The sequence below is a fragment of the Streptomyces phaeolivaceus genome, assembly GCF_009184865.1.
In the GTDB taxonomy this organism is placed as follows: domain Bacteria; phylum Actinomycetota; class Actinomycetes; order Streptomycetales; family Streptomycetaceae; genus Streptomyces; species Streptomyces phaeolivaceus.
This window is the reverse complement of record NZ_CP045096.1, coordinates 10,054,020-10,075,071: the sequence shown is the minus strand read 5'-3', so window position 1 is coordinate 10,075,071 and position 21,052 is coordinate 10,054,020. Positions and strand designations below refer to the sequence as shown.

19 protein-coding genes and 5 pseudogenes are annotated in these 21,052 nt (G+C 70.4%); 12 read left to right on the top strand and 12 right to left on the bottom strand.

The genetic code is table 11. The features are described 5' to 3' along the window. Positions 1-250: 250 nt before the first annotated feature. The 3 genes from F9278_RS45845 (at position 251) to F9278_RS45835 (ending at position 4,331) form a co-directional block, all read left to right on the top strand. A complete protein-coding gene (locus F9278_RS45845; protein ID WP_152173578.1) occupies positions 251-1,213 on the top strand; it encodes a carbohydrate kinase family protein in 963 nt (320 codons plus the stop codon). Positions 1,214-1,432: 219 nt separating this feature from the next. Continuing rightward, positions 1,433-3,961 (top strand): glycoside hydrolase family 32 protein, encoded by a 2,529-nt coding sequence (locus tag F9278_RS45840; protein WP_152173577.1) that lies wholly within the window; start codon positions 1,433-1,435, stop codon positions 3,959-3,961. A gap of 76 nt (positions 3,962-4,037) precedes the next feature. Next, positions 4,038-4,331, top strand: a complete 294-nt coding sequence (locus tag F9278_RS45835) for a putative quinol monooxygenase (RefSeq protein ID WP_152173576.1) — start codon at positions 4,038-4,040, stop codon at positions 4,329-4,331. A 68-nt stretch (positions 4,332-4,399) separates the two neighbouring features. Here F9278_RS45835 and F9278_RS45830 read toward each other — a convergent pair whose 3' ends face one another. From F9278_RS45830 to F9278_RS45820, 3 genes are read right to left on the bottom strand one after another with little or no spacing between them, the layout of a single operon-like run. After that, on the bottom strand, positions 4,400-4,822 hold the full coding sequence (locus tag F9278_RS45830; protein ID WP_152173575.1) for an arsenate reductase ArsC: 423 nt from the start codon (positions 4,820-4,822) through the stop codon (positions 4,400-4,402). A gap of 26 nt (positions 4,823-4,848) precedes the next feature. Then, positions 4,849-5,622, bottom strand: coding sequence for an aquaporin (locus tag F9278_RS45825; protein WP_152173574.1), 774 nt, complete (start codon positions 5,620-5,622; stop codon positions 4,849-4,851). Next, complete coding sequence (locus F9278_RS45820; protein WP_152173573.1) at positions 5,619-5,993, bottom strand: ArsR/SmtB family transcription factor; 375 nt, start codon at positions 5,991-5,993, stop codon at positions 5,619-5,621. Before F9278_RS45820 ends, F9278_RS45825 begins: the two co-directional genes overlap by 4 nt. A gap of 105 nt (positions 5,994-6,098) precedes the next feature. Here F9278_RS45820 and arsM point away from each other — a divergent pair, with 105 nt between their 5' ends. From arsM to F9278_RS45805, 3 genes are all read left to right on the top strand, one after another. Beyond that, on the top strand, positions 6,099-6,941 hold the full coding sequence (gene arsM, locus F9278_RS45815) for an arsenite methyltransferase (RefSeq protein WP_152173572.1): 843 nt from the start codon (positions 6,099-6,101) through the stop codon (positions 6,939-6,941). A gap of 107 nt (positions 6,942-7,048) precedes the next feature. After that, entirely contained in the window at positions 7,049-7,441 is a 393-nt protein-coding gene (locus tag F9278_RS45810) for a metalloregulator ArsR/SmtB family transcription factor (RefSeq protein WP_152173571.1), read from the top strand. Beyond that, positions 7,438-7,929 carry an SRPBCC family protein gene (locus F9278_RS45805; protein WP_152173570.1) on the top strand — a complete coding sequence of 164 codons (492 nt, stop codon included), beginning with the start codon at positions 7,438-7,440 and terminating at the stop codon, positions 7,927-7,929. The genes F9278_RS45810 and F9278_RS45805 overlap by 4 nt, the downstream gene beginning before the upstream one ends. A gap of 42 nt (positions 7,930-7,971) precedes the next feature. Here the strand turns inward: F9278_RS45805 and F9278_RS48990 are convergent. Then, positions 7,972-8,151 (bottom strand): annotated as a pseudogene (locus tag F9278_RS48990) (RICIN domain-containing protein); the annotation flags it as partial. Between the two features lie 155 nt (positions 8,152-8,306). Here F9278_RS48990 and F9278_RS45795 point away from each other — a divergent pair. Next, positions 8,307-8,753, top strand: a pseudogene (locus F9278_RS45795) (sensor histidine kinase); the annotation flags it as partial. Between the two features lie 94 nt (positions 8,754-8,847). On the opposite strand, the gene F9278_RS45790 reads toward F9278_RS45795, so the two are convergent. Both F9278_RS45790 and F9278_RS45785 read right to left on the bottom strand, forming a co-directional pair. Then, positions 8,848-9,219, bottom strand: coding sequence for an ArsR/SmtB family transcription factor (locus F9278_RS45790; protein ID WP_152173569.1), 372 nt, complete (start codon positions 9,217-9,219; stop codon positions 8,848-8,850). A 195-nt stretch (positions 9,220-9,414) separates the two neighbouring features. After that, positions 9,415-9,789 carry a roadblock/LC7 domain-containing protein gene (locus F9278_RS45785; RefSeq protein ID WP_152173568.1) on the bottom strand — a complete coding sequence of 125 codons (375 nt, stop codon included), beginning with the start codon at positions 9,787-9,789 and terminating at the stop codon, positions 9,415-9,417. Positions 9,790-10,763: 974 nt separating this feature from the next. Here F9278_RS45785 and F9278_RS45780 point away from each other — a divergent pair. The 5 genes and pseudogenes from F9278_RS45780 to F9278_RS45760 all read left to right on the top strand — a co-directional run bounded on the left by F9278_RS45780 (position 10,764) and on the right by F9278_RS45760 (position 14,746). Then, positions 10,764-11,090, top strand: a complete 327-nt coding sequence (locus F9278_RS45780; protein WP_193241939.1) for a PadR family transcriptional regulator — start codon at positions 10,764-10,766, stop codon at positions 11,088-11,090. Next, positions 11,087-11,998 carry a hypothetical protein gene (locus F9278_RS45775; protein ID WP_152173566.1) on the top strand — a complete coding sequence of 304 codons (912 nt, stop codon included), beginning with the start codon at positions 11,087-11,089 and terminating at the stop codon, positions 11,996-11,998. The genes F9278_RS45780 and F9278_RS45775 overlap by 4 nt, the downstream gene beginning before the upstream one ends. A gap of 117 nt (positions 11,999-12,115) precedes the next feature. Beyond that, the gene (locus F9278_RS45770) at positions 12,116-13,012 is read left to right on the top strand and encodes a DUF4184 family protein (protein WP_193241938.1); all 897 of its coding nucleotides are present in this window, start codon (positions 12,116-12,118) and stop codon (positions 13,010-13,012) included. Positions 13,013-13,213: 201 nt separating this feature from the next. Continuing rightward, positions 13,214-13,702 (top strand): NADPH-dependent F420 reductase, encoded by a 489-nt coding sequence (locus F9278_RS45765; protein WP_226967241.1) that lies wholly within the window; start codon positions 13,214-13,216, stop codon positions 13,700-13,702. Positions 13,703-13,796: 94 nt separating this feature from the next. Further along, positions 13,797-14,746: pseudogene (locus tag F9278_RS45760) on the top strand (SDR family oxidoreductase). Here F9278_RS45760 and F9278_RS45755 read toward each other — a convergent pair. From F9278_RS45755 to F9278_RS45720, 6 genes and pseudogenes are all read right to left on the bottom strand, one after another. Then, on the bottom strand, positions 14,728-15,186 hold the full coding sequence (locus tag F9278_RS45755; protein ID WP_226967240.1) for a hypothetical protein: 459 nt from the start codon (positions 15,184-15,186) through the stop codon (positions 14,728-14,730). The pseudogene F9278_RS45760 and the gene F9278_RS45755 overlap by 19 nt on opposite strands. A gap of 405 nt (positions 15,187-15,591) precedes the next feature. Then, positions 15,592-15,900, bottom strand: coding sequence for a PIN domain-containing protein (locus tag F9278_RS48030; protein WP_226967239.1), 309 nt, complete (start codon positions 15,898-15,900; stop codon positions 15,592-15,594). Between the two features lie 101 nt (positions 15,901-16,001). Further along, positions 16,002-17,030: pseudogene (locus F9278_RS45740) on the bottom strand (isopenicillin N synthase family dioxygenase). A 433-nt stretch (positions 17,031-17,463) separates the two neighbouring features. Continuing rightward, entirely contained in the window at positions 17,464-18,477 is a 1,014-nt protein-coding gene (locus F9278_RS45735) for an MASE1 domain-containing protein (RefSeq protein WP_152173564.1), read from the bottom strand. A 70-nt stretch (positions 18,478-18,547) separates the two neighbouring features. Then, entirely contained in the window at positions 18,548-19,390 is an 843-nt protein-coding gene (locus tag F9278_RS45730) for a PP2C family protein-serine/threonine phosphatase (protein WP_152173563.1), read from the bottom strand. Positions 19,391-20,210: 820 nt separating this feature from the next. Then, positions 20,211-20,665 (bottom strand): annotated as a pseudogene (locus F9278_RS45720) (transposase); the annotation flags it as partial. Between the last annotated feature and the right edge of the window lie 387 nt (positions 20,666-21,052).

The following is a 21,052-nucleotide window of genomic DNA, read 5'->3' as shown; positions in this document are numbered from 1 at the left end:
GATAGCGGGCGGCACGGGGTCGGATGCAGAGCATGCCGTCCGGGGTGTCATCGTTGACTCATGTCATCGTTGACACTGCCTGGCGAGGATGATGGACTCCCTCTCCCGGAAACGTCAATGCCCTTCACCTGTCACAAATCGGCAACGCCCGAGCCCCACCGCCCGAGCCCCACCGCCCGCGGGCGGTCGCCCGGTGGCAGCGCCGGGACGCGTCCGGTCCGTCGTTACGTCCGTCAGAGATGAGCAGCCCATGAGCACGCGTCAGATCACCGTCCTGGGAGAGTGCGTCGCGGACGCCTTCACCGAACCCGCGAGCGCCTCGGACGAACTCGCCCTGCGCGTCCTGCCGGGCGGCGGACCCGCGAACACGGCGGTGGCCCTGGCCCGCCTCGGCACCCCGGCCCGCTTCCTCGCGCGGCTGTCCGGCGATGTGTTCGGCCGCCTGTTCCGCTCCCATCTGGAGGCGTCGGGGGTGGACCTGTCGTACGCCGTCCCGGCCGCCGAGCCCAGCACGCTGGCCGTGGCGGAGCTGGACGCCCGGGGGCAGGCCGCGTTCTCCTTCCACGCGCAGCACACGGCCGACTGGCAGTGGACGGCCGAGGAGCTGGCCCGGGTGGACCTGTCCGGAACCGCCTGTCTGCACACCGGATCCCTGGCCCTGGTCCGCGAGCCCGGCGCGGCGGTGGTGGAGGACTTCCTGGCGACGGCCGCCCCCGGCGCCACCGTCAGCATCGATCCCAATGTCCGGCCGCTGCTGGTGCGCCCCGACGTCTACCGTGCCCGGCTGACGCACTGGTGCGCCCTCGCCGATGTGCTCCGGCTGAGCGAGGACGACCTGGAACTCCTGCTGCCGGGTACCCCGCCCGAACAGGCCTGCGACATCTGGCACGCGGCCGGGGCGCGGCTCGTCGTGATCACCCGCGGGGGCGACGGCGTGCTCGCCTCGCTCGACGGCGCGCGGATCCAGGTGCCCGCCGTGCCGACGACCGTCGTCGACACGGTCGGGGCGGGGGACTCCTTCACCGCCGGGCTGCTCCACCACCTCGGCGAGCGCGGACTTCTCGGCGGCCGGCTGACGGAGGTCGGGCTCGACGACGTCGCGGAGGCATGCCGGTTCGCCGTCCAGGTGGCGGGGCTGACCTGCTCGGTCGCCGGCCCCAATCCCCCGTGGCGGAGCCGGCTGCCGGAGCCGGCCACGGCCGACCGGGCGTGACGGACGGCGGACCGCCCAACAACGCATGACGACCGAACCGTTGACGCGTCGGCCGGATTGCCGCCATCATCGGGCCACTCGATGTCATCGATGACACATGTCAACGATGACACTCTCTGGCGGCGCCGTGGACGACGGCGCCGGCGAGACGTCACTTTCGATCGGTCCGCGCCGGGCATCAGGCTCCGCGGCACGGACGGCCGCAGCACAGGAGACGACATGAGCCCTGGACGTTCATCCCGGCATGCCCGCACCCGGCTGATCGCGGCGGTGGCAACCGTCTGCGCCCTGTCCGCCGCCCCGCTCGCTCCCCATGCCGTGGCCGCCGACACCCCGCCGTACTCCGAGACCTACCGGCCCCAGTTCCACTTCACGCCGGAGAGGAACTGGATGAACGACCCCAACGGCCTGGTGTACTACCAGGGCGAGTACCACCTCTTCTACCAGTACAACCCGAACGGGAACTCCTGGGCCGACATGTCCTGGGGCCACGCGGTCAGCGAGGACCTCGTGCACTGGGAGGAACTGCCGCTCGCCCTGTCGCACGACGACGAGGAGATGGTGTTCTCCGGCAGCGCCGTCGTCGACGAGAACAACACCAGCGGGTTGGGCACCAAGCAAAACCCGCCCATGGTGGCGATCTACACCAGACACGACAGATCCACCGGCATCCAGTCACAGGCACTCGCCCACAGCACCGACCGCGGTCGCACCTGGACCAGGTACCAGGGCAACCCCGTCCTCGACATCGGCTCCAAGGAGTTCCGCGACCCGAAGGTCCAGTGGTACGCGCCGACCCAGAGCTGGCTGATGACGGTGTCGCTGTCCACCGAGCACAAGGTGCGGTTCTACTCCTCCAAGAACCTCAAGGACTGGACGCAGCTCAGCGAGTTCGGCCCGGCCGGCGCGACGGGCGGGGTGTGGGAGTGCCCCGATCTGTTCCCCCTCGCCGTCGACGGGGACAAGAGCAACATCAAGTGGGTCCTGGTCGTCAACATCAACCCCGGTGGTATCGCGGGCGGTTCGGCGGCCCAGTACTTCGTCGGCGACTTCGACGGCACGAAGTTCACCGCCGAGGACGACGGGACCTACACCCCGCCCGCCGGGACCGTCGTGCAGGACTTCGAGGGCTCCGGCTTCGGTGCGTGGACCGCCACGGGCACCGCGTTCGGCCCGGGACCGGCGGCCGGGACACTCGACGGGCAGCAGACCGTCTCCGGCTTCGACGGCAGCGGCCTCGCCAACAGTTTCCACTCCGGGGACGGCACCACCGGCACCCTCACCTCCCCCGCCTTCACGGTCGACAGCCCCTACCTGAACTTCAAGATCGGCGGCGGCCGGCACCCGCACCGGCCCGGGACGGTCCTCGCCGACTTCGAGGGCGGCGCCTACGGCGACTGGACGGCGACCGGCGACGCCTTCGGCCAGGCACCGGCCACCGGCACCCTCCCCGGCCAGCAGCAGGTCTCCGGCTTCCAGGGCGGCGGCCTGGTCAACACCTTCCTGAACGGCGACGCCGGCACCGGCACCCTCACCTCGCCCGAGTTCACCCTCGACAAGCGCTACGTCAACTTCCTCATCGGCGGCGGCAACCACCCCGCCGGCTCGGCCGGCCCCACCGCCCTCGAACTCCTCGTCGACGGCCAGGTCGTCCGCAGCGCCACCGGAAAGGACGCCGAGGCACTCGAGACGGCCTCCTGGGACGTCGGCGACCTGGCGGGCAAGAAGGCGCGGATCAGGATGGTCGACGACAACACCGGCGGCTGGGGCCACATCAACGCGGACCAGATCGTGCTGTCCGACACCGAGGCCCTACCCGGCTCCCAGGAGACCTCCGTCAATCTGATCGTCGACGGTCAGGTCGTCCGCAGCGCGACCGGCTCCGACAGCGAGACGCTGGACTGGGCCTCCTTCGACATGCGCCCCTACCTCGGCAAGCAGGCGCGGATCCAGCTCGTCGACATGAACACCGGCGGCTGGGGCCACATCCTCGCCGACCGGTTCACCACCGCCGCCTCGCCCGCCCTCTCCGTCCTGCGGCGCGCCGGCTGGGTCGACTACGGCAAGGACTACTACGCGGCCGTGTCCTGGGAGAACACCCCGGGCAGCGAACGGCACATGATCGGCTGGATGAACAACTGGGACTACGCCGGCGCCGTCCCCACCTCCCCCTGGCGCGGAGTGCAGAGCATCCCCCGCCAGATGGCGCTGCGTACCGTCGACGGCCGCGTCCGGCTGACCAGCGAGCCGGTGAACAGCGTGAAGTCCCTGCGGCAGGCCTCCCCGGCGACCGCGACCCCGGACACCGTGACGAACACGTCGAAGGCGCTGATCGGCCCGGCCGCCGAGGGCAAGGCGCTCGACATCGAGGCCACCTTCTCCCCCCAGGACGCCGACCGCTTCGGCCTCAAGGTCCGCACGGGCGCGGGTGGCGAGGAGACCGTCATCGGCTACGACACCACGACACAGGAGCTGTACGTCGACCGCACCCGCTCCGGCGCCGTGGACTTCAACGGCACCTTCCCCGGCGTCCAGACAGCGCCGCTGAAGACGGACAACGGCAGGATCAGGCTGCGGATCCTGGTCGACTGGTCGTCCGTCGAGGTCTTCGGCGGCAACGGCGAGGCCGTGATCACCGACCAGATCTTCCCCGACCCCGCCAGCCAGGGAGTGCGGGTCTTCGCCGAGAACGGCTCGGTGAAGCTGGACGAGGCCACCGTCTGGCACCTCGACTCCGCGCACGACTGATCGACTCCGCGCGCGACCGACCCCGACCACGCGACTGACCCCCGACCCCGACCCCGACCACAGAGGACACCGCACCGTGAACAAGACCCTGCTCGCCGAGTTCACCGCCCGCGAGGGCGCGCAGGACGAGGTCACCCGCCTGATCTCCGAGTACGCCGAGAAGGTGCGCAAGGAGGACGGCAACCTCGCCTTCGACGTCTACACCAAGGCGTCCCGCCCCCGCGCCTTCTGGATCTTCGAGGTGTACCGGGACGAGGACGCCTTCCAGGCCCATCTGAAGGCCCCCTACGGCGGCCCGTTCAACACCGCGCTCACCCCCCTGATCGAGGAGGACGCCTCCGTGCTGACCTTCCTCGACCCGGTGACCTGACGGCCCCTCGCACCGAACACCGCGGGGGCCGGGCGGGTCGCGTACCTGGCACCGGCTCCATGGGGCGGTCAGGCCGAGGTGGCGACGCCCAGTTCGGCGAGCAGAGCGCGTACCCGCTGTTCGACGGCGTCGCGGATCGGCCGGACGGCCTCGGCACTCCGGCCGGCCGGGTCGTCGAGCTGCCAGTCCAGATACCGCTTGCCGGGGAAGACGGGGCAGGCGTCGCCGCAGCCCATCGTGATCACCACGTCCGAGGACCGCACGGCCTCCGTGGTGAGGACCTTCGGCGTCCGGGCGGAGATGTCGATGCCGACCTCCTTCATCGCCTCCACGACCGCCGGGTTGACGGAGTCGGCGGGCGCGGAGCCGGCCGAGCGGACCTCGACCCGGTCGCCGCCGAGGTGGGCGAGGAAGGCGGCACCCATCTGGGAGCGGCCGGCGTTGTGGACGCAGACGAACAGGACCGACGGGCGCGGGGCGGGAGTGCTCATGGCGGATGTCTCTCTCGAGGGTGTGGTCAGGGCGAGACGGGTTCGGGTCCGCCGCTCGGGACGCCGGGCTCGCGGCGTGCCGGGACGGTGTCCGGAGCGGCGTCAGGGACGGCGTCCGGGGCGGTGTCCGGGGCGTAGATCGCGGCCACGGCGGCCAGGCCGAGCGCGGCGCCGAGCAGTTGGGCGGCGATGAACGGGGCGACGGAGGCGGGCGCGATACCGGCGAAGGTGTCGGTGAAGGCCCGGCCGACGGTCACCGCGGGGTTCGCGAACGACGTGGACGAGGTGAACCAGTAGGCGGCCCCGATGTAGGAGGCCACCGCGGCCGGAGCGAGCGCGGCGCGGCCGACCCGGGCGAGGCCGAAGATCAGCAGGATCAGCCCGGCCGTGGCGACGACCTCGCCGAGCCACAGGTGACCGGCGGACCGGTCGTGGGTGGAGAAGTCCACGAGCGGCCTCGCGAACATCGCGTCGGCCAGCATCGCCCCGCCGATCGCGCCCGCCGTCTGGGCGGGCACGTACGCGGCGACGTCGCGCAGGGGGAAGCCGTCCGGGGTCCGGCGGCCGGTGAACCAGGCGGCCAGGGTGACGGCCGGGTTGAAGTGCGCGCCGCAGACCGGCCCGAGCAGCAGGATGAGGACGCCCAGGGCGAAGACGGTGGCGAGGGAGTTGGCGAGGAGTTGGACGCCGACATCGCGCGACAGCTCGGTGGCCTGGATGCCGGAGCCGACCACCACCGCCACCAGCAGTCCGGTGCCGATCGCCTCGGCGGCGACGCGGCGGCCGAGGGAGGCGTTCACGTGGTGGCCCCGGCGGGCTGCGCGGTGGTCAGGAACGCGGCGACCCTGTCCAGGACTCCGGGCAGCACCCAGTAGTAGACCCAGGTGCCTCGTCGCTCGCAGTCGATGAGGCCGGCCTGGCGCAGCAGCTTGAGGTGGTGGGAGATGGTCGGCTGGGACAGGTCGAAGGCAGGGGTCAGCTCGCACACGCAGACCTCCCCGCCCTCGCCGCGCGAGGCGATCATCGACATCAGACGCAGCCGGACCGGGTCTCCCAGGGCCTTGAAGACCTTCGCCAGCTCGGCCGCCCGGTCCTCGTCCAGCGGTGCGGCGGCCAGACCCGGACAGCAGGCGGCGTCCCGGCCGATCACCTCAAGCTCTTGTTTCGACATGCCTCTATGTTGACATCCTTCGATTCAAGGCGCAAGGTTGCATCAACGAATATCGATACAGGCCGTTCCGGGCCCATGCTGCGGCCCGCCACCTGGGAGTGAGTCATGAACGAGCAGTCCACCGACCTGCGTGAGACCGTCCGCCGGCGGTATGCGGCGGCAGCCGTGAAGGTCACCGAGGGCGGCACCGCGTGCTGCGGGCCCGCGCCGGTCGAGGTCGACGAGAACTTCGGCGCCACCCTGTACGCCGCCGACGAGCGTGACGCGCTGCCCGCCGAGGCCGTCGCCGCCTCACTCGGCTGCGGCAACCCCACCGCCGTCGCCGAACTCCGCGAGGGCGAGCGTGTCCTCGATCTCGGCTCCGGGGGCGGCATCGACGTACTGCTCTCCGCGCGCCGCGTCGGCCCTGCGGGAAGGGCGTACGGGCTGGACATGACCGAGGAGATGCTCGCCCTCGCCCTGGCCAACGCGGCGAGGGCGGGGGCCGCGAACGTGGAGTTCCTCAAGGGCACGATCGAGGCGATCCCGCTGCCCGCGAGCACGATCGACGTCGTGATCTCCAACTGCGTGATCAACCTGTCCGTCGACAAGCCCGCCGTGTTCGCCGAGACCTTCCGCGTCCTCAGGCCCGGCGGCCGGTTCGGCGTCTCGGACGTCGTCGCCGACGACACCCTCACCACCCGGGAGCGGGCCGAGCGCGGGGACTACGTCGGCTGCATCGCCGGAGCCCTGTCCTTCGCCGAGTACCGCGCGGGACTGGAGGCGGCGGGCTTCACCGACGTCGAGATCGTCCCGACGCACCCGGTCGCCGACGGCATGCACTCCGCGATCGTCCGCGCCACCAAGCCGCCGACCACCGAGACCCGGCCCCGGCCCGAGGTGACCGAGTCCGCCGGCGCCTGCTGCGGTGTAGACGCATGCTGCGGTGGCGACGCCCGCCGCACCTGAGCCGAACCCACGTGGGAATGCCGCGGACATCGCCCGGACAACCTCCGCGCCGGAAGGAATCCGCGACTGGCCACCTTGACGCGTAACCTATGGGTTACATTTCTGGTGTGGACGAGCTGAGCGAGGTGGCCGAGGCGATCGCCGATCCGGTGCGCCGGGAGATCCTGACGATGTTGCGCCGCACCCCGCTGACGGCGGGCGACATCGCTGCCCGGTTCACCATCAGCCGCCCTGCGGTCAGCCGCCATCTGCGGGTGCTGCGGGAAAGCGGCCTGGTCCGGGACCAGCAGATCGGACGCCACCGGCGTTACTCCCTCGTCCGCTCCCGGCTGGGTGAACTCGCCGCCTGGCTCGCCGAGTTCGACACCCGGCCTGTCGACTGGTCGCAGCGGCTGGCGGCGTTGGAGACCGAGGTCCACCGCGCCCGTCGGGACCACGGTCGGGCCGAGCCCGCGAACGAGCGCCACACCGCGCACCATCCCAAAGAGGACACGGCATGACGCCCGAGCCCACCGGACGACTCATCCCCACGCCGACAGGTCACGACCTGATCCTCACCCGCAGCTACCGCGCCCGCGCCGACGACGTCTGGGCGAGTGTCACCGAGCCGGAGCGCACCGCCCGCTGGTTCGGCCCGTGGCGCGGCCGGGCGGCACCCGGCCGCACCATCGAGGTGCAACTCGCGTTCGAGGAGTCGGCGCCTTGGTGCCGGGTCCGGATCGAAGCCTGCGAACCGCCGCGCCGACTCGCCGTCTCGATGCAGGACGAGGCCGGATCCTGGCAGCTGGAGCTGCTGCTGGCCGAGACCGACGGCACCACCGAACTCCGGCTGATCCATCACCTCGCCTCCGCGGACAACCTCGGCGAGACAGGCCCCGGCTGGGAGTACTACCTGGACCTGCTCACCGCCGCACGCACGGGCGGGCCACGGCCCGACTTCGAGGACTACTACCCCGCGCAGAAGGCCTACTTCGAGTCCCTGGCCTGAACCCGACGCGATGCTCTGCGGGGCATCACCCCACTGGCCTGCTCAACGCCACGGGGCGAGGTGGTACCAGACCTGGCAATTCCCGCCGTTGCAGGGGAGGGTGTAGGCCTTCCCGTCGTAATTGGCGTCGAGGCACCGTCCGGTGGCCTTGTTGACGATGCGGTACACGTGGGTGTGGCGCTGCGTCCGCTCGATCCATCGTGAGCCGAGATCTTCGACGCGCCAGCGTTGGTAGTTGCCGTTGTTGCGGGTGAGGCCGTAGACCTTGCCGGCGCCGTTGCTGTCGAGGCAGCTTCAGACCGCGCCGTCGCGGACGATCGCGTAGTAGCCGCCCTCCCTCAGGTTGAACGCGAATTTATGACCGGGGACCGAGAAGCTCTGCCCTCGCCTCCCGACTGGCCGAGCAATTCCCGCTCGCCGAAAGGCCGTTGGCCCTCACCTGCGACAGCACCGCCCCCGCACACGCCCACGGAAACCCCGACGAATACGAACGGCTGCCGCGCAATCTCCTCGACAACGCCGCCCGGCACGCCGCACACCGCATCCAGATCACCATCCGGAACGAGGACGACTGGGTCGTCCTCACGGTGCACGACGACGGACCGGGCGTGCCCACCGAGGACGCCGAGCGCGTCTTCGAACGCTTCGTCCGGCTCGACGACGCCCGCTCCCGCGACCAAGGCGGCACCGGACTGGGCCTCGCCATCGCCCGCGCTCTGGCCCACCGCCACCGAGGCACCCTCACCCTCACCCTCACCCCCCGGACCCTCGGGGCATGCTTCCGGCTACGCCTTCCCAGAGCCCCCGGCACCGCCGAGAAATGACACGCTTCACCGCGGGCCGCCCTGCGAAACCGGAAGACCACCAGATGGCACGCGATCGCAACGCGGCGGCCGCCATCGGGTGGGGCGCGAGAAGTCAGGAGCTTCGGTCCCCTCCCCCGGTCGTCAAGGTGGCCTGGAGGTCCGCCTGTTGGAGTTCGACGAGCAACTCCCGCTGGCCTGCGAGCAGTTCGGTCAGGATGCGGCGGGCCGCGCGGAGCAGCTCGGCCACGTCGCCGCCGGCGAGCGCGTAACTGACCGTGGAGCCCTCCCGGATGGAGACGACGATCCCCGAACGGCGCAGTACGGCCAGTTGCTGGGAGAGGCTGGACGGTTCTATCTCGATCTCGTTGAGCAGGTCACGTACGGGGAGCGGGCCGTTCTGCAGGAGTTCGAGGACGCGGATGCGTACCGGGTGTCCGAGCATGCGGAAGAACTCGGCCTTGGCCTGGTAGAGGGGGACCTGCATGAGAATCGCTCGCTCCCTGTCGTGTTCGACGGGCTCTCTGGGCACGGCGTCCACTGGACGCTCCCGCAGGCGGTGCCACGCTCCCATCCTGGTGGATCGGGCCTCGCACACCCGGGGGATTGACCTGATCCGGATTTTCCCAGTTGAAGAATTCTTCAAGTCATGGGCACGCGAGGCCGCGGGCAGAGTGTGCTTCTACACCTCTAGTTGCACTTCCACGCGCTTGAGCTGGTGGCGGGCCATGGCCAGGTTCGACCTTTCCTTGTCGAGCACGAGGTAGAGGAACAGTCCGTTGCCGCTACGGCCCTTGAGCGGCTGGATGATGTGGTACTGACTGCCGAGCGTGATCAGCATGTCCTCGATCTCGCCCGTGAGTCCCAGGTGCTCCATGGTGCGGGTCTTGGCACGGATCACATCCGTGTTGCCCGCCGCCGCGACGTTCAGGTCGAGGTCCTTTCCTCCCCCGAGCGTGCCCAGTGCCATTCCGCTGGTGTAGTCGACCAGAGCGGTCCCCAACGCCCCTTCGATCGACGTCATGATCTCCTTCAGGGAGATCTCCACATTGCTCATACCAGCGTCCCCTCCTCATCGATTGCGCGGCTCGGGCCTCGGCCCTCCCCGCCGGTGCAAGGACCCTATGAAGCAGCTACGGACGGCATGCCTGCTGTTCCGGTACTGAACGCGGGAGATCCGAAATGGAGAGGGAGGCGTCGTTTATGACCGCGCATCCTTCGTAAGCGGTCGCTGCGACGCACGAGGAGGACGGCGTCTCCGCCGAGTCGAACGGCTCCGGCAGGACGATGCGCGTTCAACACCCCATGCAGGCGCGCAATGTAGCGGTGGAATCCCGGCCACCGAACCGGGACTCCACCGCACCACCGAACAGCGGGCAATGTTCCGCAGCCGCTGTCGACAGACTCGGCCGGCTCCGGCATGGCCCGTGCCCGCTCCGGGACTACCTGAAGCGCGCCCACGCGCCGGTGCGCCAGTCGGCCTTCGCCCGCCTGACCGGTGGCCGAGGCCGCGGTGTCCAGAGCGATGAGGTCGTCGCCGAAGTAGAGGCAGCGGCCCGTAGCCCGAGCCGGTCGCGGACCAGGCCCTCGAAACCATTCCGGTGCGCGGTGAGCCAGGCCATGCAGTAAAGCCCCTGATTGATCACGCCGACGGCGGTTCCCCGGTGGTACGTACTCGCTCACGAGGAACGCGACACCCGACATCGTCCCCGATGTGCACCCCGACAACGCTCTGCTCGTTCACTCCGTGCCGATGGCACGTTGGAGAAGACGGTCCGGCTATCGCCAACCCGGTCGGACTCCGCGCGCGTCTCTCAACGGACCGGGCGCCCCATACGCTGTGCGCACCGCCAGCTTCACCCGATCCATACGTACACGCACGACGGAGCAGTACCTCGTGCCCGAACTCTGGGCCGGAACGAACGCCGGCAAGACCGGGCACCACTCTGCGGTCCAGGCGCCGATGACGCGGCTGGCCGCGTTGAGACAGTCCGGCGGAGTGACTATCTTCGTGGGGTGAGTGAGCGCGTGATGCAAGAGCCCACCTTGATGGTGCTGACAGCCCTCGCGGACGCACCCCGGCACGGATACGCCATCGCGCAGGAGGTCAAGGCGATGACCGGCGGCCGTGTCGTGCTGCGTACGGGGGCCCTGTACGGAGCCCTGGACCGCCTGCTGGCCGACGGTCTGATCGACGTCGAGCGCGAGGAGGTCGTCGATGGCCGGGCCCGGCGGATCTTCACGTTGTCCTCGGCGGGGCGGGAACGGCTGGCGGTGGAGGCCGAGCGCCTGGCCGCGACGGCGAGGGAGGCCACTCGCCGCCTGTCCGTCACGCGGCCCTCGGCGGACGCCACTTGATCGAGCACGTGCTGCGGCTGTATCCCGCCGCCTACCGACAGGCTCATGGCGGGGAGATCGCCGCGACCTATCGCGAAATGACCGCGGGTGAGCCGCTGAGCTCACGGCTGCGAGAAGGTGCGGGTCTGGCGGCGCACGCGATGCGGGTGCGGATGGGGCTGGGGTCGGCCTCTCCCGTCGCGCAGGTTCTCGCGCTGGCGTATCCGTTCGCCCTGGCCGCCTCGGCCGCCGCGTGCGGACTGCACCTGCTGCGCTGGTACGCCGGTCTGGTCGCCTCGCCCACCCCGTTGGGAGTGCAGCTCGGCACCGACCTGCGGAGCGCGTGGGGTGCGCTGCTCGTCTCGTCGCTGATCGTCGTCGCGGGTGCGGCGTCGGCGCTGGCCGGCCGGTGGCGTGCGGGGGTGCCCTGCACGGTGGCGGGGCTGCTCGTCTTCGCGGTGGCCGCGGTGGCCGCGGTGGTCAGCGGGCCGGCGTTCGGTGACCCGGTCGTCACCCCGGCCGCGATGGCCCTGGCGGCGGCCGTGGTGCTCGCGTGCCCGCCGGACCGGCGCCCGGAGAACACCTCGGCGGGCTGGGCGGGCATGGCCGGTGCCGTGATCGCGCTCGTGATCGTGCCACGGGCCGCCATCGACGCACGCGCGGTGCCGTGGGTCAGCACCGACTACGGGTGCTGGCCCGTGCTCGTCCTCGCCGCAGCCGGTGTCGTGCTGACCTGGCGCAGCGGATCACGAGGCGGCCGTGAACTGGGGGCGATGGCCCTGGCGTCCCCGCCTCTGCTCGCCCCCGCCTACACCACCGCGTGGGGTGAGACGACTGCTGCCGCGTGCCTGGCAGCCGTATTGCCGACGACCGCGGTCATCGCCCTTCTGGTCGGCCGCTCGGGCCGAACCGGACGCGCCTTCCCCTGAACGGCTGACCGCGTCCGAGCATCCAGCCGGGGCACGGTGGCGTCCGCCACTCAAACAATAGTCCGTTTGACGTAATATTCTGCTCGACGGACTATAGGGCCCGGCGAGAGGATGCCCATGCCGTTCACCCTGTCCCACCCCGCGGCCGTACTGCCGTTGATGCGGCGACCCTTCAGCCGGGCCGCGCTGGTCACGGGAGCCGTCGCACCGGACATGCCCTGCTTCGTCGTCACCACGGGCCTGCCCGTCAGCGCGCAGTCCTGGTACGAACCCTTCGTCAACGCCACGACCTCGCACACCGCTCTCGGCGCCGTCACCGTCACCCTGCCGTACGCCCTCGCACTGTGGGGCCTGTGCCGGGCCGGCCATCGCCCGCTGGCGTCCCTGCTGCCGGTACCCGTCACCCCGTCAACCCTCACCCCGCCGCCGGCCCGGACGGTCGGCACCCTGATACGGCGAGCCGGATGGATCGCCCTGTCCGCCCTGATCGGCATCGCCACGCACCTGCTCTGGGATGCCTTCACCCACCATGACGGCTTCGTGGTCACCCATGCCCCCTGGCTCACCTCCCCACTGGTGGGCGGCCTCACCTGGGCGCGGGCGCTGCAGCACCCGAGCACGATCGGCGGCCTGGCCGCCACCACGGTGTACACGTGGCGCAGGCGTGCCCGCCTCCGTACTGGTGAGGGCGGCACCAAAACCGGCGGCACAACACGGCGCCTTGTCCTCCTCGCCATGGCTCTGGTCACGGTCGTCGGAGCCGTCGCCCACACCTGGCGGCGGCTCGCCGGCCCAGAGCCGGTGGCAACCGGGACAACCGGACTGCCGCTGCGCGTCGTGATCGAAGGGGTGCTGTCCGACGCGGCGAAAGGCGCGGGCGTCAGCCTGATCGGCGCCCTGGTCCTCCACGTCACCGTGTGGTGGATCCGGCACACCGTCACGGCACCCCGCCGCGACGAGAACGGAGTCGGCTCCGCGGACCACGACGCCCCGCAGGCAAACACCACCGCCTGACTCGCCACCATCGAAACCCAGTGCCGCCATGCCCCAGGGCCAGCCATGCCTTCATCGGGCCGGTGGCGTGGAGGGCCAGATCCGGTGCACCCGGTCAGGTGACCATCGCCATCGGGTGCGTCAAGCCGCCAGCATTCCTTGGGCGATCGCTGTGCCGAAGCAGCCGGGAAGGGCGGCAGAGAGCGCCTCACCGCCGTACGGATGACGATCGTAGGCTGGCGCCCCGGCCGGGGACATAGTCATCCTCGCCGTGCCGTACGCCGGCGCGGCGGCGGTGGGAGGGAGTACGGGGACGCGCTGCGCGGCAAGGTCGTCGTCGACATCACCAACCCTGTAGCCCCCGACCTGCAGAGCTTTGTCGTCCCTGACGGCGGTTCCGGCGCTCAGGAGATCGCCAAGGCGGCCCCCGACGACGCGCATGTCGTCAAGGCGTTCAACACCGTGTTCTCCCACGTACTGGCGGCCGGGCCGACCGAGGGCCGCCCGCTGGACGTGTTCATCGCCGGCGACGACGCGCACGCGAAGGCACGCGTCTCGGCGTTCGTCGAGAGCTTGGGGCTGCGCCCCTGGGACACCTGGCAGCTGTCCATGGCGCGGGCCCTGGAGAACGTCGGCCTACGGGAGTTGGGCCTCATGAAGCACTCCGTCAAGCACACCGATTTCTCCCTCGACGTCACCCTTCTCGACTGAGGGCTCTCCCATCCCTACCTCTCGTGCCGCATTACGCCAGTTCGCTCGGCGGCATGAAGAGACTCTGCACCTATTACCTCAAAAGGACAGTTGAATGCGCGTTTTCGTCACTGGGGGGACCGGCCATTCCGGTACGTACATCATCCCCGAACTCATCGCCGCCGGGCACGAGGTCACCGGCCTGGCCCGGTCGGACGCTTCTGCGGCGGCCCTGTCCGCGCTCGGCGCGAAGGTGCGTCGCGGCGACCTCCGGGATCTCGACGGGCTCAAGGCGGCAGCCGCGGACTCCGACGGCGTCATCCACGTCGCCCACAGGCAGGATCTGCTGCCCTCCGGCGGACTCGACGCCGTGGCCGCCGCGGAACTCCCGATCATGCTCGCGTACGGCGAGGCTCTCGCGGGAACCGGCAAGCCGCTGGTCACGGCGGGAAGCATCGGCTCGCCCGGGAACCTGGAGCGGCCGGTCACCGAGGAGGACCCGGCCCTCCCCGCCGGCGAGGAGCACAGGGGCACCCTGCGGGTCCGCAACGTCGTGGAGAAAGCCGTTGTCGACCTCGCCGAGGGGGGGTGCGGTCTTCGGTCGTACGGATCGCCAACATCGCGCACAGCACGACCGATCGTGCCGGCTTCCTCCCCACCCTGATCGCACTCGCGAAGGAGAAGGGGGTCGTCGGCTACCACGGCGCCGGCGCGAACCTGTGGAACGCCGTACACATCCGCGATGCCGCCACCTTGTTCCGCCTGGCGCTGGAGAAGGGGTCGGGCGGCGCATATTGGCACGCGGTCGCGGACGGTGGCATCCCGTACCGCGACATCCCGTACCGCGACATCGCCGAGGCCATCGCCGGGCGCCTGGGCCTGTCCGCCGTGAGCGTTCTCGACGATGCCCTGATGCCGCCGGGGTACTTCGGGTTCCTCACGAATATCGTCACGCAGAACTATCCGGTGTCCAACCTCATCACCCGCCGGACCCTCGGCTGGGAGCCCACCCTGCCCGGCCTGCTCGCCGATATGAACAACGGCCATTACTTCCCCGCCGGCTGACGGCAGGAACCCGGATCGCAACGAGGCCCGGCAACCGGCAAGTTCGGCTTGTCGCAAGGACCATCGCACAACTCGCTGCCGAGGCCGGCACCAAGTGGTGCCCAGCAACTCGCGCAGAGGGCAGGCGGTGGAAGTGCAACCCGTCGCCCCCGACCGAACTCCTCGGCCTCGTCGTTACCGACGACTGCGACGGCTCCCTCAGGAACCCCAGGCAGTGTGGCCACGCGGGACGCCACCGCCAGAAGATCCCGCTCGCCGGCTCCGGTGATGAGGAAGACGTAGACATCCCCGTCCTCCTCGCCCTCGTCGAAGACTTCCACGTCACCTTGGTCTTCGAGACCGGACAGGAAGTCCTCGACCTCCTCGATCCAGGGAAACGGGTAGGAGCCGTGGGGCAGACCGGGCGTCGGCAGCAACGGCACATGGATCTCAACAACCATGACAGGCACCAAGACATCCTGCCCCAGAGCTTCCGCCCGGCTCAGCCAAGGGCGAGCCTCGTCAGCAGCCCGACCGGGATGAAAGAGGCTCACTGCCTCCACATCCTTACGGCACACGTCGGCGGATCCATGAGGAACCTCATACGCTCGCCCGTCGGCTCATGGACGTACTTGCCGTTCACCCGCGACGCCTTGACTTCGACCGACCCGGCCACGGTCGTCACCGGCTGCGGCCGGTGATAGCCGTCGCGGACGACCAACCGTCTTGCCGGAGCCGACACACAACTGTGTGGTTCGGCGAACATCATGGCCCGTGCCGCGCGCGGCAGGGTGAGCGCATGCAGCCGGGGTGACGCTGGTCCCGGCCTGGAGCTCTGGCGCGAGCGAGAGAGCGGTGACCGGTTCTCAGGCCTTGGCGGCCTGCCAGGCGATCGCGGCCGGATGTGTCACGTACCACGGGGAGTTCGGCCAGGTGAGGGCGTCCCGGGCGTGATCGGTGGTGAAGGGGACGCTCTCCGCGAAACGGAGTGCCCCGGCTTGCGCGCCTGCCCCCGGTACCTCGTGGTTGGCGGCGACGACGGACGGAAAGGGGATCAGGACCCGGCCCGTGCCGCACGAGGCCTCGATGTACAGCCCGGTGAGGAAGGCATCCTCTGGCGGGCCGGAGCCTGAAGCAGCACGTCCACGACGCGACAGCGCTCTCCGTCCGACCACCCGACCACCCGACCGTCCGCTGCGTCGTGGCGGATGTCGGCGGAGGCAGAGGCGGCGGCAAAGGCGGCGGCGGCGGCGGAGGCGACCGGGGGCGCTCCCGCTCACGCGCCGCCTTGGTGACGGCTCGATCGTGGCTGTGTCGACTGCGGCTGTATCGACATCAGTGCCGGGTGGTGTTTTCTCACGACCTCCGGGTGGGCTCGGGCCCATCCCTTGAGTTCGTTCCAGCCGAACTCCGCGAACAGCGGGTTGCCGGGATCCTGGGTGATGCCTCTCGCATCCGCCGCGGAGGGGAAGGGAAGTGGGGCGATGCGGGCGTCGAGCCGTGGGTTGTAGAAGAACGGGGCGGAGAAGCGCTCGCGTGCGCCCGGTGGGGAGACCACCCGGTGGTTGGTCGCCCTGAGATACCCGTTGGTCGCCACTTCCAGCAGTTCACCCAGGTTCACCACGAAGGCGCCCGGCAGGTGGGGCACGTCCATGAACCCGGCGCCGTCGGGCGATTCCACCTGCAGGCCGGGCACTTCGTCGGTGAGCAACAGGGTGAGGAAGCCGTAGTCCTTGTGCATCCCCACACCCTGAGCGTCGCCCTCGGGAGATCGCCCCGGGTAGCGGACGAGTTTCAGGTGGTTGCGCGGGTTGCCCGCGAAGACGTCGTCGTAGAAGTGCGCGGGGCCACCGATCGCGGCGAGCAGTTCGTGCAGCAGTCGGTGAGCGACACCGCTGAGGCGGTCCATCCAGGCGAGCGCGACCTCACGCAGCGCCGGCAGGGCGACCGGCCACTGGTTCGGCCCTTCCAGCCACCAGTACGGCGGCTCGCCGGGGCCGGGCACGCGGGCGGGCAGCTCGTTGCTGATGTCGAGTTGGTCGCGTCAGTCGCGGCGTCCCTGGGTCTGCTCGTTTCCGATGCGCGTGTAGCCGCGAAAATGCGGGGAGTTGAGGTTGTCGACGGCATGCCGTTCGCTCTCCGGCAGGGCGAAGAACTCACGCGCCGTGTCCAGGAGCCGGGCCTGGTCGGCAGGCGCGACACCGTGGCCGACGAGTTGGAAGAAGCCGACGTCGCGGGCGGCCCGGTGGAGCGCGTCGTGTCCGGCCCTGGCGAGCACACCGAAGTCGACAAGGTCCCTCAACAACCGCGACGTCTGCCCCTTGTCCAGCCCGTTCTCCTCGGCGAGCCGGACCACGCCGGGCCCCCCGCGCGGGTCGAGTTCGCCGCGGACCACCCGCTCCACCAGTGCGAGCCCTCGGGGCAGCGCCCCCGTCACCACGTCCATCCGCCGGATGGTACCGGCCGCGCTCGCCCCGCCGTCCTCGGACCGAGCCTGCTCGGCGTCGGCGGCCGGCCGGCACCATCAGCATCACCCTGGCCCCGACGGACCGGGGCCGTCGCGCCCGTCGTAGTGAAGCCCGCGGCGGTATCAACGTGGGCTCGAACTGCCCGACCCTGAGAATCGGGCTGCTACCCGCGCGTGTCGTCGAGCGCCATATTGCCCGTGCCGCCGCACGCGTTCGAACCGGTGGTCGCCGCGAAGGCTGGTGCGCGCGAGCGGTGGGGACACGGCAGCCCTATGGACGGTGTCCGTTCCGGTGATCGTGTTCCTCCGGCCGGGACCGCCACCGATCGAGCGGCTCTTCCGGGGCGAGCCGGGACAACGCTTCCGTCAGGCGCTCGCAAGCCTCCTCGATTTCCCGGAGGGTGCGTTTGCGCTCGGTGATGAAGGCCGAGAGCACGAGGGCGGTCAGTGACACGGTGCCGTTGAAGGTCTGCAGGATGATCATCTGGGCCAGGAGTTCGTGGCCGGAGAACGGGCCCACCCCGGCGGACCCCGCGCCGACGGCGATCACGGAGGCGACCAGCGCGCAGGGAGCGGCTCCGGCCAGCTGGAAGCGGAACGCCGCCCAGATCAGGAAGGGCCCGACGAGGAAGAGGAGGTTGATCGTGCTGTGGGTGGCCACCATGGTGACCGCCGTCGTCCCGCCCAGCAGGGCCACCGCCTCGGCCCAGCGCAGGACGGGTACGCCGCGAGGCAGCCGTGTGATCCGTACGGCCAGCAGGAACGGCGCGATCACCAGTACTCCCATCGCGTCGCCCGTCCACCACACCGCCCAGGTGGACCAGAATTCATGGGCCGCCAGCGCGCCGGAGATCGCCAGCGCTCCCGTGCCGACCGTGGCGCTGACCAGCATCCCGCTCAGGGCCCCGAGGAAGACCAGCGCCAGAGCGTCCCGCAGCCGGTCGAGGGCGGTTCGGAATCGCACACCCCGCAGGAGAAGGCAGGCGCACACCGGAGCGAGCGTGTTGCCGACCGTGATGGCGAGCACGGGAAGGATCGACGGTCCGAGTCCCACGTTCACCAGGAACGCTCCGAGCGCGATTCCCGGCCACACCCGCAGTCCCCACCACAGCAGAGCGACGAGCGCGATGCCGGTGGGCGGCCAGAACGACGTGACCTGCCCTCGCACCAGCTCCTGCTGGAGCCCGATCCTGCCGGTGAGGTAGTAGGCGGCCACTACGGCAGCCAGCCGCAGGCCCTGGGTGACGTACGGCCGGAGCCGCTGCCCACGGGCCTCGTCGGTCATCCCCGGCCACCTCGGCGGGGCAACCGGACGAGGCCGGCCACCCCCTCGTCGTACAGGCCGAGCATGACGCTCACCCTTCGTCCTGCCGCTGCGGCTGAAGCCCTCCGTATCGGAGGACGAGTACGGCGGCATCGTCGCGGTGGCCGGTGTGATCCGCCACCTTGACTATTCTCCCGGCCAGCTCGTCGGGGGCGCCACGCCAGGCGTCGCGGGCGAGGGAGGCCACCCGTTCGAGACCTTCCTCGATCGGGTGGCCAGGGCCTTCCACCACCCCGTCGGTGAGCAGCACGAACACACCCACGCCGGTCAGCTGCCGACGGGTCGACGGATAGGTCTCACCGCACTGGATACCCAGCGGCAGACCACCGTCGTTCAGCACGATGTCGCAGCGGCCGTCCGCCCCGGCCCACACGGCGGGGACGTGTCCGGCACGGGCCTCGGCCAGCTCGCTCGTGACCGGGTCGAAGCGGAGGAAAGAGCAGGTCACGAACAGTCCCGAGTCCATGGAGACCAGCAGATCGTTGGTGCGTCGGAGCACCTCGGCCGGATCGGTGGTGGCGGTCGCGACGGCCCGCAGACAGATGCGCACCTGCCCCATGAGAGCCGCCGCCTCTACATCGTGACCCTGCACGTCGCCGATCGCGAATCCCACGGAGCCGTCCGGCATGGTGAAGCCGTCGTACCAGTCGCCTCCGATGTCCAGCCCCGCCCGCGCGGGCGCGTACCGTCCCGCGGCGTGCAGGGAGGGCAGGACCGGCAGCCGGGCGGCGAGCACCTGACGCTGGAGCTCGGTGGCGAGCTCCACCCGGGCCTGCTGGAACTTGACCCGGTCCAGCACTCGCCCGGTCAGATCCTCCAGCTTGTGCAGCAGCTCCCCGGTGCCACTGGACGAAGCGGTGCGTCGGTGAGGCACGGCATCACACTCCGGCTTCCCTCGGAGTCGCGCCCTATGTCAGGTCTTCACGGTACTCCGGGTGCCGCTCCCTACTCGGCTTGCATCCCGCCTCGTGGATGTGCGGGGTGAGTGAGACGGAGGCCCACAGGCGTTCTCGTGCGGCGGCGAGGCGGGCCAACGGTCAGTTGTCGCTCGGGGCAGGCGGCCTTCGAAGGCCATCTGGAACGCGTTGAGGGGTAGGTGCACTTGGGGGGCGGCGGCCTTGTGGGGGGGAGTGCCCGCAGGCGCGGACGGCTCTGCGGATACGGGCCGCGACGCTCTCGATCACGCAGCGGGGTGGACCACGCAGACTCTGGACAATCGTGCGCGGACAGACGGTCTCCACGGCCTCGGACAGGCCCTTGAACCCGTCGCGGACCCGCATCAGCACGTCCCAGGCCGGCAATCGGAACGGCGGCGTGCTCGCTTCCGCAGCAGACAATACGCTGCGGTTCGTCACCGGCATCGTCGTCGGCGCGAGACTGCTCACCACCGGGTGTGCTGCTGCGGTCTGTGGGTCGGGCAGCGCGGAAGCGGGGACCCTGTGCGCGGTGCCCCAGGGAACCGTCGCTACCCGCGAGCGCCTCGCACCGTGAGCCGAGTCAGTGCCCTGGCCTTGTGCTCACGCCTGCTTTCGGCCGGGCGGGCGGTGTCGTCGGAGTTCGACGGAGTACACGGGTCCGGGGAATTCCCAGCCGTCGGAGCCTTCGCCGATGTCCGCGACGATGACGTTGTCGACGAAGTGGTCCTCGAAGCCGTCGTCGGTGGGTTCACCGCGGAGCCAGAGATCCTCGATCGCGGCGACAACCAGGCCGAGGACGTCCACAGCCAGGCCCCGCTTGCGGCCCGGCACCCGTTTCGCGGCGTCTTTGCCCGTCGTGACCGAAGAGACCCCGATGGCCGCCCGGACACTCTGGGGGTCCAGGATCACCAGGGTCGGGTCCTCTGATCGCCGGGTTCCTCTCCCGCGCCTGACAGCGCGGGAGTTCATGGATCTGCTGGTCGGTGCCGTCGTCCCGCCAGGCGGCGAAGTAGTTACGTCGCACTCCTGGGCGGCAGGTCGTTCGGCGGCAGGGCCCGCTGACAGTCGGTCCGGGACTGGTAGAGGATCGCGTCCACGATCTCCCGCATCGGACAGCGGCCCTGACGGCCGCTCACGGAAGGGTGCCGGTACTTCCAGGCCGTGAGCACCGGCTCGACCAACGCCCACTGCCCGTCGGACAAGTCGCTCTGGTACGGCTTGCGTTCACCCACCCCACCGACCAGGGCACTTTCGGTAGCGACGAACTCATCGTCCCTGCCCTCCTGGCACCGAGGTTCCGGTAGAACCGCTCCGCCGGAGGGTGAGATACCACGCGCACGCCGGTCAGGCCTGCCTGGCAGCTTCACCGAGCATGTGGTCGACCAGGAGTCGGCCGACGCCATGTAGTGGGCCGTGGGATGGGTCGCACCGGCACAACATGGGGGGCACATGGCCGGGTACCTCTCACCATCTGATCCGCGCACGCTCGCCAAGACCCCCGCAGGCACCACCGCCCGATCGTCCCGACACTGCCGGGACCGAGCCGGGCGCCGCGATGTCGTGGACCCGCGTGTCCCGCACTCCGGAACGGTAACTGGCATGGTCCGTCGGTGTTCGCG

Bases quoted from the DNA above. Each gene is read 5' to 3' on its own strand.
- F9278_RS45765 (WP_226967241.1), top strand. From the start codon at position 13,214: ATGACGATCGTAGGCTGGCGCCCCGGCCGGGGACATAGTCATCCTCGC.
- F9278_RS45770 (WP_193241938.1), top strand. From the start codon at position 12,116: ATGCCGTTCACCCTGTCCCACCCCGCGGCCGTACTGCCGTTGATGCGG.
- F9278_RS45735 (WP_152173564.1), bottom strand. From the start codon at position 18,477: ATGACCGACGAGGCCCGTGGGCAGCGGCTCCGGCCGTACGTCACCCAG.
- F9278_RS45840 (WP_152173577.1), top strand. From the start codon at position 1,433: ATGAGCCCTGGACGTTCATCCCGGCATGCCCGCACCCGGCTGATCGCG.
- F9278_RS45805 (WP_152173570.1), top strand. From the start codon at position 7,438: ATGACGCCCGAGCCCACCGGACGACTCATCCCCACGCCGACAGGTCAC.
- F9278_RS45830 (WP_152173575.1), bottom strand. From the start codon at position 4,822: ATGAGCACTCCCGCCCCGCGCCCGTCGGTCCTGTTCGTCTGCGTCCAC.
- F9278_RS45780 (WP_193241939.1), top strand. From the start codon at position 10,764: ATGCAAGAGCCCACCTTGATGGTGCTGACAGCCCTCGCGGACGCACCC.
- F9278_RS45785 (WP_152173568.1), bottom strand. From the start codon at position 9,789: ATGAGCAATGTGGAGATCTCCCTGAAGGAGATCATGACGTCGATCGAA.
- arsM (WP_152173572.1), top strand. From the start codon at position 6,099: ATGAACGAGCAGTCCACCGACCTGCGTGAGACCGTCCGCCGGCGGTAT.
- F9278_RS45845 (WP_152173578.1), top strand. From the start codon at position 251: ATGAGCACGCGTCAGATCACCGTCCTGGGAGAGTGCGTCGCGGACGCC.
- F9278_RS45790 (WP_152173569.1), bottom strand. From the start codon at position 9,219: ATGCAGGTCCCCCTCTACCAGGCCAAGGCCGAGTTCTTCCGCATGCTC.
- F9278_RS45755 (WP_226967240.1), bottom strand. From the start codon at position 15,186: ATGGTTGTTGAGATCCATGTGCCGTTGCTGCCGACGCCCGGTCTGCCC.
- F9278_RS45820 (WP_152173573.1), bottom strand. From the start codon at position 5,993: ATGTCGAAACAAGAGCTTGAGGTGATCGGCCGGGACGCCGCCTGCTGT.